This window comes from Bacillus sp. 3a (assembly GCF_017161885.1).
Classification (GTDB): domain Bacteria; phylum Bacillota; class Bacilli; order Bacillales; family Bacillaceae; genus Bacillus; species Bacillus safensis.
Map to the genome: position 1 here is coordinate 2,687,917 of NZ_CP067376.1, position 18,754 is coordinate 2,706,670.

17 protein-coding genes are annotated in these 18,754 nt (G+C 40.9%); all 17 read right to left on the bottom strand.

The features are described from left to right. Positions 1–12: 12 nt before the first annotated feature. Entirely contained in the window at positions 13–789 is a 777-nt protein-coding gene (locus tag JJ692_RS13635; protein WP_024424244.1) for an ABC transporter ATP-binding protein, read from the bottom strand. Positions 790–918: 129 nt separating this feature from the next. Then, positions 919–1,275, bottom strand: a complete 357-nt coding sequence (locus JJ692_RS13640; protein WP_099680479.1) for a PTS glucitol/sorbitol transporter subunit IIA — start codon at positions 1,273–1,275, stop codon at positions 919–921. 26 nt (positions 1,276–1,301) lie between these two features. Further along, entirely contained in the window at positions 1,302–2,312 is a 1,011-nt protein-coding gene (gene srlE, locus JJ692_RS13645; RefSeq protein ID WP_024426936.1) for a PTS glucitol/sorbitol transporter subunit IIB, read from the bottom strand. Positions 2,313–2,325: 13 nt separating this feature from the next. Continuing rightward, a complete protein-coding gene (gene srlA / locus JJ692_RS13650) occupies positions 2,326–2,856 on the bottom strand; it encodes a PTS glucitol/sorbitol transporter subunit IIC (protein ID WP_024424246.1) in 531 nt (176 codons plus the stop codon). 18 nt (positions 2,857–2,874) lie between these two features. Then, a complete protein-coding gene (locus JJ692_RS13655; protein ID WP_024424247.1) occupies positions 2,875–3,306 on the bottom strand; it encodes a transcriptional regulator GutM in 432 nt (143 codons plus the stop codon). 12 nt (positions 3,307–3,318) lie between these two features. Then, positions 3,319–4,563 carry an NAD(P)H-dependent oxidoreductase gene (locus JJ692_RS13660; protein ID WP_024426935.1) on the bottom strand — a complete coding sequence of 415 codons (1,245 nt, stop codon included), beginning with the start codon at positions 4,561–4,563 and terminating at the stop codon, positions 3,319–3,321. Between the two features lie 244 nt (positions 4,564–4,807). Continuing rightward, positions 4,808–5,746 (bottom strand): sugar-binding transcriptional regulator, encoded by a 939-nt coding sequence (locus tag JJ692_RS13665; protein ID WP_024424249.1) that lies wholly within the window; start codon positions 5,744–5,746, stop codon positions 4,808–4,810. A gap of 150 nt (positions 5,747–5,896) precedes the next feature. After that, on the bottom strand, positions 5,897–6,676 hold the full coding sequence (gene sigG, locus JJ692_RS13670) for an RNA polymerase sporulation sigma factor SigG (protein ID WP_024424250.1): 780 nt from the start codon (positions 6,674–6,676) through the stop codon (positions 5,897–5,899). A gap of 143 nt (positions 6,677–6,819) precedes the next feature. After that, entirely contained in the window at positions 6,820–7,539 is a 720-nt protein-coding gene (sigE, locus tag JJ692_RS13675) for an RNA polymerase sporulation sigma factor SigE (RefSeq protein WP_007499746.1), read from the bottom strand. 58 nt (positions 7,540–7,597) lie between these two features. Continuing rightward, positions 7,598–8,527: a sigma-E processing peptidase SpoIIGA gene (spoIIGA, locus tag JJ692_RS13680; RefSeq protein ID WP_206533878.1), complete on the bottom strand. Its 930-nt coding sequence runs from the start codon at positions 8,525–8,527 to the stop codon at positions 7,598–7,600. Positions 8,528–8,776: 249 nt separating this feature from the next. Continuing rightward, on the bottom strand, positions 8,777–13,093 hold the full coding sequence (locus JJ692_RS13685) for a S8 family peptidase (RefSeq protein ID WP_206533879.1): 4,317 nt from the start codon (positions 13,091–13,093) through the stop codon (positions 8,777–8,779). 302 nt (positions 13,094–13,395) lie between these two features. Then, on the bottom strand, positions 13,396–14,541 hold the full coding sequence (gene ftsZ / locus JJ692_RS13690) for a cell division protein FtsZ (RefSeq protein ID WP_024426931.1): 1,146 nt from the start codon (positions 14,539–14,541) through the stop codon (positions 13,396–13,398). 33 nt (positions 14,542–14,574) lie between these two features. Next, entirely contained in the window at positions 14,575–15,897 is a 1,323-nt protein-coding gene (gene ftsA / locus JJ692_RS13695) for a cell division protein FtsA (protein WP_024424253.1), read from the bottom strand. 159 nt (positions 15,898–16,056) lie between these two features. Beyond that, positions 16,057–16,425, bottom strand: a complete 369-nt coding sequence (locus tag JJ692_RS13700) for a small basic family protein (RefSeq protein ID WP_003210988.1) — start codon at positions 16,423–16,425, stop codon at positions 16,057–16,059. Continuing rightward, positions 16,425–17,150: a DUF881 domain-containing protein gene (locus JJ692_RS13705; RefSeq protein ID WP_206533880.1), complete on the bottom strand. Its 726-nt coding sequence runs from the start codon at positions 17,148–17,150 to the stop codon at positions 16,425–16,427. Before JJ692_RS13705 ends, JJ692_RS13700 begins: the two co-directional genes overlap by 1 nt. A 20-nt stretch (positions 17,151–17,170) precedes the next feature. Further along, positions 17,171–17,860, bottom strand: coding sequence for a DUF881 domain-containing protein (locus tag JJ692_RS13710; RefSeq protein WP_039178348.1), 690 nt, complete (start codon positions 17,858–17,860; stop codon positions 17,171–17,173). Beyond that, positions 17,857–18,636, bottom strand: a complete 780-nt coding sequence (locus JJ692_RS13715; RefSeq protein ID WP_024424256.1) for a cell division protein FtsQ/DivIB — start codon at positions 18,634–18,636, stop codon at positions 17,857–17,859. The genes JJ692_RS13710 and JJ692_RS13715 overlap by 4 nt, the downstream gene beginning before the upstream one ends. Positions 18,637–18,754 lie beyond the last annotated feature (118 nt).

The window sequence follows — 18,754 nt, forward strand, 5'->3', positions numbered from 1 at the left end:
AGTTTCTTTTATCTACAATTTGCTTAAATGCGGACGGCCATTTCTCCACATGACATCTACCGGACATTCAAAAAAAGAAGAAAGCAGGCCGCTTGTCATCATCTCTTTTGTTTCTCCTTGATCAAAAACCGATCCATTTTTTAATAATAAGGTATGCTGAAAAACAGGCAGAATCTCCTCTGCATGATGGGTCGTATAGAGCAAAGTAGGCGCATCAGGCTTAGCTGCAATAAATGAGATGGTCTCCAGCACTTGCTCTCTTGCTAAAAAATCAAGACCCGTCACAGGTTCATCTAAAATCAAGAGCTGCGGATCATTCATTAAAGCCCTCGCAATCAAGACTTTTTGCTTCTCTCCCTGTGAGAGGGTTTCATATGTTCTGTTGGCATATTTGAATGAACCAAACGCTTTTAATAGATCAATGGCTTTCTCTCTCATTTCATCTGTCGGGGTTTCATAAAGCCCGATAGAAGCAAATGCGCCGCTCAAAACAATTTCAAAAGCATTGTCGTCTCTGTGCAATTTCTTTTCAAGTCCCGCTGAGATGAGACCAATTTTCCTCCTGAGCTTTTCACCAAGAGCTTCCTTGCCAAAGACATGCCCCAGCACTGTCATCTCGCCTGAGGTGGGGAAATAATAGGAGCAGAGCATATTTAATAAAGCGGTTTTTCCCGCACCATTTAAACCGTAAAGCACCCAGTGTTCCTGCTTATTTACCTGCCAGTCAACAGACTGCAGCAGCCATTTCCCATTTCTTTTTAATGAAACATTCTTCAATTCAAGTGACACCATAACTTCCTCCTGAGTAAAAATTCTGAATATACAAATAATGAATGTTTACAGCATATCGTAAATGCTCTTTCTGGTAAACCTCATATAAAAAAGCTGCTCCAATTTAGGAACAGCTTTTTTACAAGGTTACGAAATTTCAATTCGTACGCCTTCTTTTATATCAGGAAACGTGTGCGGGGATGCAAATACAGCTCCTGGTAATACATCATCAAACGGCTCTTGGAAGTAGATCGAAATATGGCCGAGCTCTTTAAAGTTGTCATTTGCTTTATTGCCGAGGGCTGTGATCGTGTACGTTTGATCGCCCACTTGAATGGTTCCGCCTAGCTTCAGCGGCTCTTCTTCTAGATGTTCGAACTCATGAATGACAGACATATCTTTTAATTCCTGCGGCGCTGCGGGTCCAAATAAAACAATCAGCTTATCTTCTTTAAATTGCGGGACTAAGATCCCAATTTCTTTTACGACAGATTGTGTTACCATGTATCTCGATTCCTCCTTTAATACGTTTAATACATACCGAAGCTGGCAACGTATGCGATCACAACAGATAGAACCCCTGTAATAAGACGGCTATACAAAACAGCTGGTACCCCATATTGTACCGTTTCCGGCTTCGCTTCACCAAGTGACAGCCCCACTGGAATAAAATCACACCCTACTTGACCGTTGATGGCAAATAGTGCAGGAAGTGCAAATTGAGGCGGAATGTTTCCTAGTGCAATTTGACTACCAATCAGAACACCGATGACTTGGGCAATGACTGCTCCAGGTCCTAAGACAGGTGATAGGAACGGCAGTGTACAGACCACAACGAGCAGTAAGAGCCCCCAAAGAGATCCTGCCAAAGGTGATAGAAAATGGGCAATCAGATCACCGATTTTTGTATAATTGATAATTCCAATTAACATACTGACAAATGCCATGAATGGAATAATGTTTTTCAAAAGCATATCAACAGAATCACGGCCAGCCTGGTAGAACGTACCGGTGACTTTCCCGATTCCGCGTGAGAATCTCATCAGGAAATTGCCTTTTTCCTGCCGCTCAATATTTTCCTCTTTCAGCTTTGCATACGTTTCTTTGAAATTCTCTTTGTCAATCGACTCACTGTTTTCCTGACCTTCTGCTTTCGCCTCACCATCAGATGCTTCTGCATAGGAAATATCTTTTTCTGTTACGCCTGATACGAAGATATCTTCTGTAATATGTTTAGCAAGCGGCCCAGAAGGAGAGGATGCCAAAACGTCTACAGTTGGAATGCGTTTCATTGGATAAAGTCCGATTCGCGCTGTTCCCCCGCAGTCAATGACAACACACATCATTTCATCTTCTGGTATAGAGTTTTTAAAGCCGTCACATGCTTCTGTCCCTGTCATTTCTGCAATTTTACGTGCAACCGGGTGAATGCCTCCCCCTGTAATGGAAACGACCTTTCTTCTTTTACCAGTTGGTTCAAGCTCTAAGCCTTCTCCCCATCCGCCAGCACCTTTTGCAACAAATACTTTGTGGTTTGTCATGTCTAACCCTCCCCTATTGTGAATTCGCTTTCATTTTTCCTGCTAAATATTTTGTAATCCATTCAGTAATGATTCCGCGTAGTAAAATGACGACGATCCCGACTAAGAAGTAACGAACAGCGAGCTCTGACATTGAATATCCAGCTTCTTTAATCCCGTTCGCAATTCCTAAGTAGACAAATAGTTCTCCTGCGTTGGCATACGGGAACAGTGATGTCACCGGATGAACAAATGAAACAGCTGAATCATAGAATGCCGGTTTTTGTTTTTCAGGTAAGAAGCGGCCAAACGTATAAGCCATTGGGTTTGTCAAAATAAGTACAGATAAGATCGGCATTAACGTGTAGCGCAAAATGGTATATTTCGCTGCAAACTGAATGGCTCTATTCACTCGCTCTTCTCCAATAAATTTCATGACAGCATAAGTGAAAGTAAGTAACACAACAAGCGTTGGAACGATACCTGTAATCAGACCCATGAACTGCTTTCCGCCGGCTTCAAACATTCCGATAAAGTGCTCTCCAAACCATTGAATCCATTCCATGTTTCATCTCCCCTTTCTTTAGTTCACATTTGTTATATTTTTTTTCGAAATCGAGACAAGTGCCTGTTCAGCCGCCATGGAAAGTGCTTGCATGACAGCTGGCGCTTTTTTGCGCTTTTTCAACGTTTTCTTCATCATGTGGTGCTCGTCCAGCACAGCCCCTACATGCTTGCCTTCATATGCAGGGACTTCTTTAAATTTAGATAAGATCGACACGCCGCCAAGCACATGGCATTTTTGAATGATATACGATTCATCCACAATGATGAGCGCAATGGCCCCAGGGCCAACTTTGCGCCGTTCCATTCCTGAAAATAAGTGATAGCCTTGTTTCCCTCTGTAGTCATCAATCAGTGAGTCCATGCTTTTACGGTAATACTTGATTTGAATAAAAGATAACCCATACTGCACGATGAGAATGATACAAAGTACGATTGCTAATTTTTCCATAGCTTCACGTCCTTATGATTGAAATAAGTGATCTTGTAATGAACGCAGCTTCCAGACGGTTGTGTTTGAATCAAGCTCTACATCATCATGAGTAAGGAACTGTCCTAATTTAATGTCTTTTTTCGCTACGACTTTTCCGCTGATTAAACCAATTGGAATGTGACCGTTCGTTTTCATGTCTTGATGCGTTTCAAGTACACCTCTTACGGAGTATCCGCCAATCCCGTCAAGTGATTCCCCTGCTTTAATATCTCTTTTCGCAACAGCGACTGTTTCTGACACTGGTACACCAATCGGGTGGATCGATGAATCATGCTGTAAGACCGCTTTTGCGATGGTAACAGGTGTTTCAAGACTCGCTAAATGGAAAGGACGGTAAAGCGTGTAGTGAGGACCTTTTCCAACTTTTAAGTAACGAAGCTCTTCATCTACTGGCTCTAGATCACTCTTGACGATAACGAATACGCCAGGAGCAAGTCCATTTACATATTCAACGACTCCGAAGTTATCGAGCACGCCGCCTTGTTGTTTTTGATTCAATTTATCTGCTACATTCTCTAAATTTGCTTCGACTCCGTGCATACCGACTTTATCTGGCAAAAGCCCTGTCGCGTTACTTAATAAGTTCATTTCTGCCATTGTTTTTGTTCCGTCTTGGAAGGCAGCGAGCATATGTGCACTCATATGTTTACTATCTGCTTCTGCTTTACACGTATCTGGATTTGCTTCTGGGAAGAATGGGTTGTTCTTGCCTTTCCCAGCAACGAGCACCTCAAGTCCCATTGTTTTTGCAAATTCATATAATTCTAGTGTTGCTGCCGGTTCGTCTCCAGCTGATCCAGAATAAACAAGTCCTGCATTTGTGAATAATTTATGCATCACCAAACCGATGGTAATATCAACTTCTACATTTAAAAGAACGAGATGTTTCTTTGAATTAAGCGCTTCCAAAGAAATGTTTGCTCCGACCTCTGGCACTCCTGTTGCATCTACGACAACTTCCACAAAATCTGATTGAATCACTTCTCTATAATCATTTGTGACGACCATTTGATGCGGCTTCGCATGCTGCTTATAAAAATTCGCTGCCTTCTCTGCTGCACTAAGGTGAATATCACAAACACCTGCTACAATCATGCCTGGAATTTTAGAAATTTGTGAAATAAGTCCAAAGCCCATTTGGCCTGCCCCAATAATTCCTACTTTGATTGGATCTCCACTGCGTTCTCGAGCTAACAACTGTTGATAGATTGACATCTAAATCATCCTTTCAGGTTTTCTTGCTTCTCGGGTAGATTGCTAGAAAAATAATCTGAAACTTTTAACAAATGTTATAAAAATTAACAAAAATCTGTTTCTTGTAACATTTGTTATTTTATTTATCATTTGTTATGAACTTAGTTTATATGATGTGTCAACTTTGTGTCAAGATAAAATCAATAAAATTTTCAATCTTTTTGAGTCTAAAGACTCAAAAAAACTACCTAATCATATTAGGTAGTTACTTTAATAAGGCATCTCCTGTTCGTTCATCCGTAATTAATACATGAATTAATCCACCTTCTAAGGCTGCCCGGATCGCTTCAACTTTTTCTTCTCCTCCAGCGACACCAATGACTAGCGGGATTTCTTTCAACTTTTGCGGGCTTATGCCCATTACCCTGTCGTTCCATGGGTGAGGATACACTTCCCCTTGGTGATCAATAAAGTTATAGCAAATGTCACCCGCTACATCCTTCGCTTGAAGAATATCCTCCTCACCGCTTGTCATATAAGATTTCACCATCGTTGAATGCTGCGGAACCCCGCCAATCCCGACAACCGCAATATTTGATGATTCTCCTAATTCAATCACTTTTTTGATTGACGGCTGCCGTATCAGTACATCCTTCGCTTCTTTCGTATCAAGCATGACAGGCACATGTAAAAACTCACATTTAGATTTGAGTGCCTCTGTGCATCTCGCAATAATATAATTGGCATGGATATCAACATCTTCGTTTCCCACACCCCCGACAAGCGGAACAAATGTCACGGATGGGTAGTGCTGAACTGACGTAAGCGATTTCGCCATTTCATGCAAAGTGGTTCCTGAGGAAAAACCGATGACTTGTCCATCCTTCATGACTTTTAATAAAAAGCCTGCCGCCGCAGCGCCGATTCGGCTTTTTGTTGTTTCTTGGCTGAGCGTTTCCACACAGACGACTTCTCGCAGCCCGTATTTCCGCTCTATTTTTCTTTCTAAAGATCCATATTGTTGATTCATTTCATCATGAATAATGATTTCCACGATTCCTGCTTCACGTGCTTTTGCCAAATATTTCGATATGAGCGAACGGCTAACCCCAACAGCATCTGCTATTTTAGATTGAGTGGCGCCTTCTTCATAATACATATGCGCAACCTTAATGAGCAGCCTTCTTTCATCATGGAATGTCATAATAACCCTTCTTTCCGCTTAAGTGTTCCCTAACAAATGATATCTAAAATAACATTTGTTAAAAACAGATTAAATGAAAAAAATAACAGAGTCAATACTAGAGACGTGCTCTTTCCAAGAATGAAAAAAGCCGCACATGAAGCGGCGGCTTTAAAAGATGTTTTTATTCATTTGTTTGATGGCTGCTTTTTCAAGTCTTGAGACTTGTGCTTGAGAAATCCCGATCTCTTCAGCGACTTCCATTTGCGTTTTTCCTTGGAAGAAGCGTTTGCGGAGAATCATTTTTTCTCGATCATTCAATCTGCGCATTCCCTCTTTTAAGGCCAATTCCTCTACCCATTGTGTGTCTTTGTTCCGATCATCACTAATTTGATCCATCACATAAATCGGATCTCCTCCGTCATTATAGATCGGTTCAAACAAAGAAACAGGATCTTGAATCGCATCTAGGGCAAAGACAATTTCCTCATGAGGCACTTCCAGCACTTTGGCAATGTCTTCTGCCGTTGGCTCCTTGCTTGTCTCACTAATCAGCCTCTCACGAACCTGAAGCGCTTTGTAGGCAATATCTCTTAGTGAACGAGACACCCGAATTGGGTTGTTATCACGCAAGTATCGACGGATTTCTCCTATGATCATAGGGACCGCATAAGTTGAAAATCTGACATTGTGGCTTAAATCAAAATTATCAATTGATTTCATTAATCCGATACAGCCTACTTGGAAGAGATCATCCACATACTCGCCTCTGTTGTTAAAACGCTGAATCACACTTAAAACCAACCGCAAATTGCCATTGACTAGCTTTTCTCTTGCTGTATCGTCACCCTCATCTTGCAGCTGTCTGAACAATTTTCTCATCTCTTCGTTTTTCAGAACAGGCAGTTTGGAGGTGTCGACTCCGCAGATTTCCACTTTATTTCTGGACACTTTTTTCCCTCCCTACAGGAGCTGTTGTACAAAGTTCAGTATCTCCTTGGGATGGAAAAATATGCACGAGTGATGATGAGAATCATGAGAAAAGAAGTTGATTCCTTTGACAGCAAAGGGACAGAGCTTTTTTAAAAATTTTTTTAGACCATTTTGTTAAATTCTTTTTGTAATCGTTTAATAATTCTTTTTTCAAGCCTTGAAATATACGACTGGGAAATGCCTAGCATATCAGCGACATCTTTTTGGGTTTTTTCCTCACCGCCAACCAAGCCGAATCTGAGCTCCATGATCTGTTTTTCACGGTCATTTAATTGCTCCAGCGCTTTTTTCAAAAGTTTTTTATCTACATTTGCTTCAATATCCCGTGTGATAATATCATCATCTGTTCCAAGTACGTCTGATAAAAGCAGTTCATTTCCGTCCCAATCAATGTTGAGCGGCTCATCAAACGACACTTCTGAACGAATTTTATTATTTCGGCGCAAATACATCAAAATCTCATTTTCAATACATCTCGAAGCATATGTCGCAAGCTTGATCTTTTTTTCTGGGTTAAATGTATTGACTGCCTTAATCAGGCCAATAGTTCCAATACTAATTAAATCCTCAATATTAATCCCTGTGTTTTCAAATTTTCTTGCGATGTAGACCACCAACCGCAAATTTCTTTCGATCAGGATAGCCCTTGCTGTTTGATCACCTTTTGGTAATTTGACAAGCAGTTCCTGCTCTTCATCCTTTGATAATGGCGGCGGCAACGCCTCACTACCACCAATATAATAAATCTCATCACTCTTAAGACCTAGCTTCATGAGGAGTTTATACCAGTAGTAAGTGAGTTTAAATTTTAATTTTTTCATCTTCTTCTCCCTTCTAAATGTCAAGTTGACCTCGTAAGATAAAAGACATCACCAAAACTTAAGACACCCCTTGGATGATTTTTCCGTCTAACATATCTGGATGAATGATGGATTGAAATTCCTGATCTGCTGATAAACCGCTCAGACTCATACCTACAAAACACTTGGCTGGCTGGATCATATGCGTTTTTGAATAAATGATGACCGTATCTGGTTTTAAGCATAGAAGAAACCCGTGATCATGACCGACCGCTCGATATGGAACAAGTCTTAAACGATCAAGAAGCGGAAATCGATCATCGAGCTTTTGCATCACTTCAACAGGATGAGACTGCTTCATAAGCTCTATAAATGGCTCTCCGCAAATGGACATGAGTTGATCTGCTTGAACGATCATCACAGGTGTTTTCGTCATAGGATCATACAGCTGATTGCCAGAATCGACGAGTCCCTTTAAGCGGATGGTCTCTCCTTGAATGTGTATCTCCGCAAGGACTTGTTCATCAAACTGTCTTTTTTTCGCACCGACCTCTCCTAATCGTTTCTTTGAAAACAGCCAAATCGCAGGAAAGCCGGTTAAAACGAAAAGCCAGCTAATGGGATCACCAAAGCCATCATTTTGTGAAATCAGCAGCCCGTCTTGAATAACAGTATTGGTTTGTAAAAACGAATGAACCCCGATCATGCCTCCTCCCATCAAAAATGTGACAAAGTAAAAAGCAAACAGGTTTTGAAAAAAGAATCGAAATCTTTGAAATCCAAAAGTTGCAAGCACGATCAAGACAGAAAAAAGCATTTTGCCTAGAGGGTGTGACACAAACATTGCAAATGGTGTAAAGAGCAAGAGAACAATGCTCGATCCAATCAGAGCTCCTAACATATATCGCCGTTTTTTTACTTGTCGTTTGAGAATAAATGCAGTGAGTAAGAGAAGCAATAGATCAAAACAAAAGTTTAACAGCCAAATCACATCTAAATAAATGACCACCTTCTGCTCCTTTCATCTGAAACAAAGAATCAAAAGCAGTACTTGCACTTGTTTGTACCAGTATAAAACAGCCAAGAGATGGAAGTCTGTCAATTCTTGTTGGGGATGATAGAGAACTTTTGGTGGATTGTTATTGTTTTTGTCGAGGAATGAGAGCGCAAAGCAAGAGAGTGTGCTTCCGGACAAGCTTTTAAACAATGATTCGAAACGAAAAAGACACGCTCCAAGGAGGCGTGCCTTTCTTAAGGATTATTTTTCATTGATATTTAATGTGCCTGGGGCTTTTTGTCGTGTGACATTTCCATAATCATCCCGCACAATCACTTCAATGACTGCACCTTTTGCTTTGGCGGTAGAAGTAGCTGTCCAGTAACCTTCATATGTTCCCTTGGCTACCTCACGAAGCGGCAGCTCTGTTGTATTTTGCAGCTTTGATCTCGCGTTTGTCAGCGGCATGTGAATGACAAACGTTGCGTCTAGCTTTTCTCTGCTGTTAAATGAAATTTTAACAGACTCACCTGATGATAGATTGACATTCTCTGCTGGTGTCAGCTTAGAAATCTCAGGCGCTTCGTATTGAACATCGATATCGACTTTTTTAGTCGTTTTGTTTCCTGCTGCATCTTTTGCTGTTACTTTGATCGTATTTTTCCCGTTTTCAAGCAGGATTCTTGCAGAATATTTCCCATCTTTTATTGCTGCTTTTTTTCCATTCACAGTGACTTGATCAAGATGATCATCCGTTACCTTTCCTTCTACAGTGAGTGATTCTTTGTTAGACTTTTCCCCTTTTTTTGGTGTATCTATCGTTAACACTGGGGCTGTTTGATCAATGATCACCTTGACTGATTTGGATTTTTTCGTTGCGCCTTTATCCGTAACAGTAGCAGCCGTGAATACATGCTCTCCGCTTGACACTGTAACCTTCTCTTTGAAAGCACCCGACTGATCTGCTTTCACTTTGGCAATCTCTTTATCGTTTTGATAGATCGCTACATCAAGCCCTGGAGAGGCTTTCCCTTCAATCTCCAGTTCATCTTTGTTCGTGATCGTTCCAGCCTTTGGAGATGTTATTTCTGGCACACCTGCTTCATATTGGACAAGCGCACGAATCATATAATTTCCCTCTTCTTTTGGAGAAGGAGAAAAGGCACCGCTTGTCAGCTGCCAGCTTCTTTCAGCATTTGGTCCATCTTCATCTGTTGCAAGGCCTGGAGATTCCGTATTCTTTTTCGTTTGAATATAGACAAGATAGAAATCTCCATCCACCGTAATGGCTTGATCTTCTAAATCTACTTTTGTCCATTCACCATTACGCAGCGCATTCGCTTTAAAAGGTCCAGCAATTTTCTCACCTGGAGCGCCGTCCTTCCCAGAAGCATCATACACTTCAACCGCAAATTCATTCCCGCCAGGGGCTGGCCACTCTGTTGTCCAGAAACGGAAAAGCCCCCCTGTGACCTGTGCTTGTTTCTTCCCTTTTTCTAATGAAAATTTCACCGCCCAGCCATTACCAGGATCATAGAACGCCCGTGCATTTTCAGCTGTTCCGTCATCGTAGCCAATTTCGCCAGCAAAACCGATGAAAGGTTCCAGCTTGATTGCTTTTTCAAGCGGCTTTTCTGTCACATCGGCTGTAAACGAATATCCTTTAAACCCTTTCGCAAATACTTTGACTGTATACACACCGCTCAATGCCTCTAGAGAAAACTCGCCAGATTCATCTGTTTTCACCGGCTCAATTTTCGCATCCTCTACAAGATAAACCGTAGCATCCTTTACTTTTTCACCCGTTGTTTCATTGACAATTGTGCCAGATATCGTTCGTTTTTCTAGTGGCTGTAATGAGAAATTTGCCTCTGCTTGATCATTTGCAGAAATATTGACTTTTTGTGTGCGTGATTCAAAGCCATATGCTTCAGCTTTCACTGTAAATTCCCCTGCACCATGAGAAAGCTGATATCTCCCTGTCGCTTCATCTGTGTACGTGGACTTGCCGCTTTCAAGAACACTGATTTCTGCCTTCATCGGAAGAGCTTTGATAGATGGGGCATCTACACTTTTTTCCTTTTTCATCTGGACATGTTTTTCTTTTATTTTAGCAGGCTTTGCGCTTTTCGGATCGACAGGTTTCTTCTGCTCCTGTGCTGGCTTTTCTTTTTTGATGACGCCAAGCTGTTTCTTTGCCTTTTGAGGCAAGGCTTGATCTGTTATTTTCACATCATCTAAATAAAAACCGTCTTTTGTTACACTGCCATCCGTTCTTAGCTGAAAAATAACTCTCACGTTCTGACCTTTGTAAGCAGATAAATCTACTTCTCCTTTTGTCCATCCACTTGTTTTGCCTGTGTAGGCTGCCACTTGGACAGCATCTTCCCCCTCAGGCTGCACATGAATATGCACATAGTCATAATTTGCTTCAAGGTCATGCCAGTATTGATATTGTAAAAAGGAGGAGCCTGACTCAGGTACAGCAATCATCGGCATAGATAAATGAGCATCTGTTTGATTTTCATAAGGACTGTCTAGGTTTGTAGCATAGACATGATCTCCAGTAAAGGCCTTTTTCGGACCGGTGGTCGGCTTCCCCCACTGCCAAGGATCTTTTGTTCCACCACTGAACCATCCACTTGGCCAAGCTTCAAAATCTTGCGAGTAGCCAGTCGTGATGGATGTTTTAATCGGAAGCGTATACGGTTCTGATGCAGCTTCATTTTCTCCAAAATCTTTCACAATCCATCGATACGTGACATTTTCACCCTCAACTTCTGGGAGCTGAACAACATATGTCCCTTTTAAATGATTTCCATCCGTTCGTTTTGCTTGCAGCGTCTCCCTTTTCCCTTGATCCACTTGATAGCTCAAGGAGACATTTGTCACAGCTACTTCATCTTCTGCTGTAATACTTAGAGGTGTTGGTGTAGAGGCAAAAATTTCATTCGGTCCTTTATGAGAAAAAACAGGTGGGTCTGTATCTTCTCCTTCTTTTGTTACCTGTCCTTCAATCTTGCCAATTCCATCTGTTAATGCTGTGATGGCTTCTTTTGCATCAACTAATCCTGCCCCATAGCCATTGTTAGGGGATTCCGGGAATTGCTGATCTGTCAGCGGTTTTGCAGTATCAATGAGAATTTCTTCGATCTCTTCAACAGACAGATCTGACTGTACTTGGCGCAGAAGAGCCACAACAGCTGAAACATGCGGACCTGCCATCGAGGTTCCATTCCAGCCATCCTCATACCCTTTCCCAGGAATAGAAGAACGAATATTTACCCCTGGAGCCGCAATATCTGGTTTCATGACCCCATATGGAGAGGGGCCTTGCAAAGAGAAAGAGCCCAATTTGTTGTTTTGATCTGTTGCACCCGTCGCAAAGGCTTCGGGATAGTTCGCAGGATTTGCAATAGATCCCTCACCGCCAGGGTTAAATAAATCCGTATTACCAGCTGAAAACTCTGGGAAGATGTCCGCTGCTCTCCAAGCATTGACCACATCTTTATACCAATCATCAAGACCAGGCCCACCGCCCCAAGAATTATTGACGACATCTGGCGCCTTTTCTGGATGAGGGGTTCCGTTTTCATCTTTTGGAGCTAAAATCCATTCACCTGCGTCAAGCAGATCAGCATCTGATCCACCATCTTCTGAGAAAGCTTTCACCGCGATCCATTTTGCACCTGGTGCGACTCCAATTTGATTCTCTCCATTTGGCTCAGAGCCAACCATCGTTCCCGTTACATGTGTACCATGCTCTAAATCATCGTATGGCGCTTTAGAACCTGTCGTTGCATCGTACCAATTGAATTCATGAGAAGGTTCATTCGGACGTGCAGGGTCAAATCCGCGGTATTTTTCTTTTAATGCAGGATGATCCCATTCCACACCTGTATCAATACTTGCCACAACGGTACCAGTTCCGTCATAGCCTAAAGCCCACGCTTCTGGGGCATGAACTTGAGAAATATTCCACTCGATTCCATCTGCTGCTTTGATTTGTTTGTTTTTCTTTGAAGTCTTCAAATCAACAGGACGATGGATTTGACGGATTTCATTTGGCAGCACTTGATCTACTTCTGGGAAGGAAGCTACCTTTTCCATGACTTCTTTCGTTCCCGTCACAGCGAGACCATTCACAATATAGTACGAATGAATATCCTTCACTTGCTTTTTCTTCTGGGCTTTTTGTAAATAAGCAAGCAGCGCTTCCTGCGTCTCTTCAGACGTCGCTCTTAGTTCTGATACGACAGCTGATCTTTTTGTGTACTGCGTTTTAGCAGCTGTTAACTTTTGTTTTTTGGCTTTTGACACAGCATCCTTCGCCACTTTTTTGACATTGGTTTGTTCCTTCATTTTGACTAAAAAGGTCACCTTGTCTTCTTGTTGAAACTGTTTCATTAATCTAGATGAGATCTTTGCTTTTGTTTTCTTGGAGGAAACAGCTTCCTCTTGATATGAGGTAGAAGTCGATTTTGCTTGAACCATCCCAAAGCTTGTCATCATTAAAGTACCAATCACCAAAAGACTCATCAAACGATAGCCGGCGGTTTTGCGAAACTTCACTTTCAATCAAATCCCTCCTCCTCAAATGGTCAAACAGTGTATGGGTTTAACTCCTCCCTTTCCTTTGTTCATGACAAGATTCATGGTGTTCTATTTAATGTAGTCAAATAAAGTTCATCATTTTGTCGCTTTTTGTAATAGGATTTAAAAATGATTCTTTTTACTTAATCACTCTAAGTCGAAATACATATGTTGGATAAAGTAACCCAGACACATTTAAGACTTTTTAATTAGTAGTGATGCGGGTTTCTTTATATATTGGACATGAAAAAATCCCCTTCCGGTGGAAGGGGATGAGTGATACTCGATTAACGTTTATTACGGTTGCGCAAGAACGTTGGGATATCCAGCGTATCATCGCTTGATTGTGTATTTTGTCTCGGCTGAGATGATGACTGCTGATGTTCCTCACGTTTTACCTCACGTTTTTGAGGAATGGATTGATTTTGCTTTAATCCTTGCCCTAATGGATTTCTTTGTGGTTTTGACACCTCTGGCTCTTGCTCAATAAATCCAGTTGCGATCACGGTTACCACAATTTCATCCTTCAAGTTATCATTAATGACAGAACCGAAAATCATGTTTACATCTTCATCAGATGCAGAAGCCACAATGTCCGCTGCTTCTTGTACCTCATAAAGACTTAGGTTCGTACCACCAGTAATATTCATGATGACACCTTGTGCACCGTCGATTGCCGTTTCTAGAAGTGGTGAAGAAATAGCTTTCTTCGCAGCTTCAGCGGCACGATTTTCACCAGTCGCAACACCGATACCCATAAGAGCAGAACCTTTATTGGACATGATCGTTTTCACGTCAGCAAAGTCAAGGTTGATTAAACCTGGTGTAGCAATAAGATCTGAGATCCCTTGAACACCTTGTCGTAGCACGTTATCTGCTGCACGGAATGCTTCAAGCATTGGCGTGTTTTTATCAACAATTTCAAGCAAGCGATCGTTTGGAATCACAATTAAAGTGTCAACTGCTTCTTTCATAGAAGCAATTCCTTCGACTGCTTGAAGCTGACGCTTTCTTCCTTCAAATGTGAAAGGACGAGTCACGACTCCAACTGTCAATGCACCAGAATCTTTTGCGATTTTTGCAATGACAGGTGCAGCACCCGTACCAGTTCCACCGCCCATACCAGCAGTAACAAAGACCATGTCTGCGCCTTTTAATACTTCTTCAATCTGTTCTTTGCTTTCCTCAGCAGCTTTTTTACCGACTTCAGGATTCGCACCTGCTCCAAGCCCTCTTGTCAGCTTAGCACCGATTTGCATTTTCGTTTCTGCTTTTGATAGATTTAACGCCTGTGCATCTGTGTTGACTGCAATGAAATCGACACCTTGTACGTCATTTTCGATCATTCGGTTGACAGCGTTATTTCCGCCTCCACCTACTCCGATTACTTTAATTGATGCTAGGCCGTCTATATTTGTTTCAAACTCCAACATGCTGAATCCTCCTAATCCGTCGAAAATCTAATTCTATTCCCAGAACATATTAAATAGTTTTTTCATTTTGCCCGGTTTTTTATTTGTCTCTTCTTGTGCTTTTTGTTTTACTTTCGGTCTTGGCTGCGCTTCTTTCACTTGTGGTGCAGAAGAAACCGGCTCCATGGATGCGCCTACTTCATGAAACGCCTCATCCGGCATTTGGAATCCAACTTGTCTGCCCTGAATCTTTGCATTGCGATAAGCAAAGTGGATCAGACCCACTCCTGTCATATACTGAGGTTCTCTCACCCCAATATAATTCGGACTTGCAATTCTAACATTGTTTTGCAAGACCGTTTGTGCAAGAGAAAGGATACCTGGTATAGCTGCCTGTCCACCTGTTAGAACGAATCCGCCAGGCAAATCATGGACACCCATATTTCTTAATTCCTCTGCCACAAAGAGCAAGATTTCTTCCAGCCGAGCCTCGATGATATTAGCCGCTTCAAGCTGTGTATACGTCTGTTTCTGATCGGTACCGATGACAGAAACTTCAAATGTTTCTTCAGACGATGCCTCATCATAAAACGCATGTCCAAATTGTTTTTTAATTCGTTCAGCTTCTTCAGTAGAAGTTCTAAGTCCTATAGACAAATCTTTTGTAATGTTCTCTCCGCCCAAAGGGATACTGTGAGTAGAATAGAGATGCCCGTTTTCAAATACGGAAATCGTTGTAGATCCGCCGCCAATATCGACGAGAGCTACCCCTAGATTTTTTTCATCTTTCGATAATGCTGCTGAGCCCGATGCGAGCGGCTGCAAGCAAATATCCATAATTTCAATTCCAGCTCTTTCTACACATCGGAGCCAGTTATGTAGAATCGTTTTAGAACCTGTAATTAACGATCCATCCACCTCTAGCCGAACACCAAGCATTTTTTTCGGATCAGTGATCTCATCTCTTCCGTCGACGATAAATTGTCTCGGGATGACGTCTACGACGAGATGTTCTTGAGGAATAGATACTACCTGTGCAGCATCTAAGACACGTCTCACATCTTCAGCATGTATTTCTTTGTTTTCACTAGATACTGCGACCACGCCGCTCGTATTCTGAATATGAATGTGGTTTCCGTTAATTCCGACAATCGCCTTTTGTAAAGGAAAACCTACCATTCTCTCAGCCTGTTCAAATGCTTGTCTAATAGAATGAACTGTCTCATCTATATCAACAATCGATCCTTTTTTTAACCCTTCTGAAGGGACATTTCCAACACCTATAATGTTAAGCGAATCATCCGCCATTTCTCCGACGATGACTTTTATATTGGATGTACCGATGTCAAGGCTGACGTAAATTTCATTGTTGTTCATTCTATGGCACCTCCTCACATATCAATACTTTCTATTCTATTATTTGCTGAACAACAATACAATGAATGTGTTTTTACAAGTGTGTAACAAAACTTAAAAAATCAACATTTTTTATTAGGATTACTGAAAATATTCGTTACATCATATGTATATCCTTTTTTATGACTCACTTTTTTTCTTTTTTTCTCTAGAAATTGTCCATTTTGTTAGTAGAATTCTTCGAATAACTGCTATATTTTGAAACAATCTAACGCCGAAAGCAAACATTCCGACTAAATACAAGTCTACACCAAGATGGACGCCCAGAAAAGCTAAACTTATTGCAAGTATAATATTAAAGAAAAAGCCTGATACAAACACTAGTTCATCGTATGCCCCTTGCAGATGTGCTCTGATTCCACCAATCAATGTATCAAGCGCAGCAAGTACAGCGAGGGAAAGATAATTAGAATACTCATTCGGTATCGTAAAATTTGTTAAGAAACCGATCGCAACTCCTATGATTAAGCCAAGTACAGGAAGCCACATTAAGATTTTCCCTCCTTTACATCGTCAAGAGGCTTCAACTCGTTTAACTGAATTGCACCGTCATATGCTTTTAATTGAATTTGCTGCTTCGGCTGGCTAATACTTAAGCCGAAATTTTCCTGAGCAAACAAATCACCAATATCTGATACATTTAAACGGCTGTATAATTTGTCGGCCTGGTCGCTGATCATCTTGATGGTCACTTCATCACCATCTAAGCTGTAGCCATCCATTTTCGTCGTACCATTAATATCTCGAATCACACTTGTATTAATCACACGGTGGTCATTAATGGAAATATGTTTTGCCCCATACATATTGGCTTCGTTGATTAGCTTTTTCAGAAGATCAGGCGGGATATTTTTCACTTCTTCTCCGGTCAGATCCTTGGAGAAGAGCTGAGAGATGTCAACTTCAATTCCCTCCCCTGCCACTTCTGTAAAACCAGCCTTTTCTTTTAAATCTTTTAATGTTTTAGTTAGTTGAGCTTCTTTTGATTGATCTCCTTGATGACCATACTTTTTCAGCATTTCATCGTATTTATCAATTTCTTTCAGTAAATCCAATTCTTTACTTTTAGATGCAGATAAATCCTCTCTTAGCTCCCACACATCGCGAGTATCACGAACTTTGGGCTTTTGCAATGAATTAAATTGGATGGAGACCATGATGCCGAATATCACCATTAAGGCTGTCAAACTAAGTAAAGGCTTCTTTTTCCTCAACACCACTCACCTTTTCACTTTTAATCTTTGTGTTTTAAAAGAGGATTCATACGAATATCCTTTTTTTCAATCGTCATCGAAATGTGATCACTTGTCAGCTGATCGACCACTCCTCCTGCAATATTTAATGCAGGTATTAACACAGCCGGATCACCAATAGCAGAAATAACAAATGGCGCTGGATGCTGAACACCGTCAACTGTGACAACTGGGCCGTTACAATGTATGTATGATTGGTGTGTAATTCTCTGTCCATTAATAGATACGGCAGAGGCCCCTGATATAAACAGTTCGTTTATCACATGAAAAATGTGGCTCTCATGAACAATGTAATTATTGACATTTTGTCCACTCGGGATATAAGATGCATCTTCAAGGGATACTTTTACCCCTTTTCCTTTTACACCGATCTCTCCTGTAAACATCCTGTATTTCTCAACATCTTCCAATACATTAAAATACTGCTCTTTTTCATTTTTCAAATTGGACTCAGTGGCTTGAACCTGTGATTGAAGACTATATAATTCTTTTTCAAGTTTCTGATTCGCCTTTTCTTGCTTTGTCAGCTGACTTTTCAAGGAGTATTCTTTTTTCCATTGCTCTGTTCTAATGACTTCTGCCTGATGCTGCTTAGTATATTGGTATGAAAAAGAAATCAGAAAACCAAGAACAAGCATGACAATTGAGAATATAACTGTTTTGCCTCTCAACGTTCATCTTCCTTTTTCTTAGATTTAAACGCTTCAAAATACGTCGCGACTTCCATATGGATTGTGCCTTTTTCAGATGGCGAAAGTTCTTTTACAATGGCAGGATAGGTTTTCATTTTATCAGCGAATGTTTTAATTGATGCAATCACGGTGTTCCCGTCATTCATATAAAATTTAACGAGCCACTGGTTTGAGCTTGTTGGCACATAATATATTTCTGAGATGAGTTCCTGAATAGAGGCTGGCAGCTGATTTAAAGATCTAACCGTTTGCTTCAGCTTCTCTTTATTGTCCCAATCAACAAAAATAGGTCCTGCATGACTTGGTGTGACTTCTTCTGGTAATGCTGTCCCATTTTCAAGAAGCTCATAGTATAAATTCCCCTTTTGAAGATACGCAATATTGGCATATTCCTTGACAGCAATACTAACCTTATTTGGAAAATGTTTTTTGATACTGACACTTTTAATCAGTTTGTTTTGCTTAATATGGTCTGCTGTTAAATCTTTATTTAAATTCCAAAACTCTGTTTCGCCTTCTTTAATCTGGGAAAGTTTCACAAGCTGTTTTGTAGGGACATGCTCATTACCCGTAATAGTTAAAGAAGAAATTTTACTGATTGGTGTCTGCAAATAAATAATGATTAAAACCATGATAAAAAACAGTAGAATAAAAGAGATTAGTCTCCGATTCGCTTTCTGCTTCCTTTGTTCTTTAATTTTAGGAATTCGTTCTTCTATATTGACGATCTTTTCATTTTCATGATCAGGCCGCATATATATTCTTCACCCCATTCAAAGCTGCTTGTCCACACCTTTGGGTCATCTTTTGATGAGAAAACAAACGGCATTCTTTCATGCCGTTTGTTTTCCTGTGATGCCATCATTCATAAAA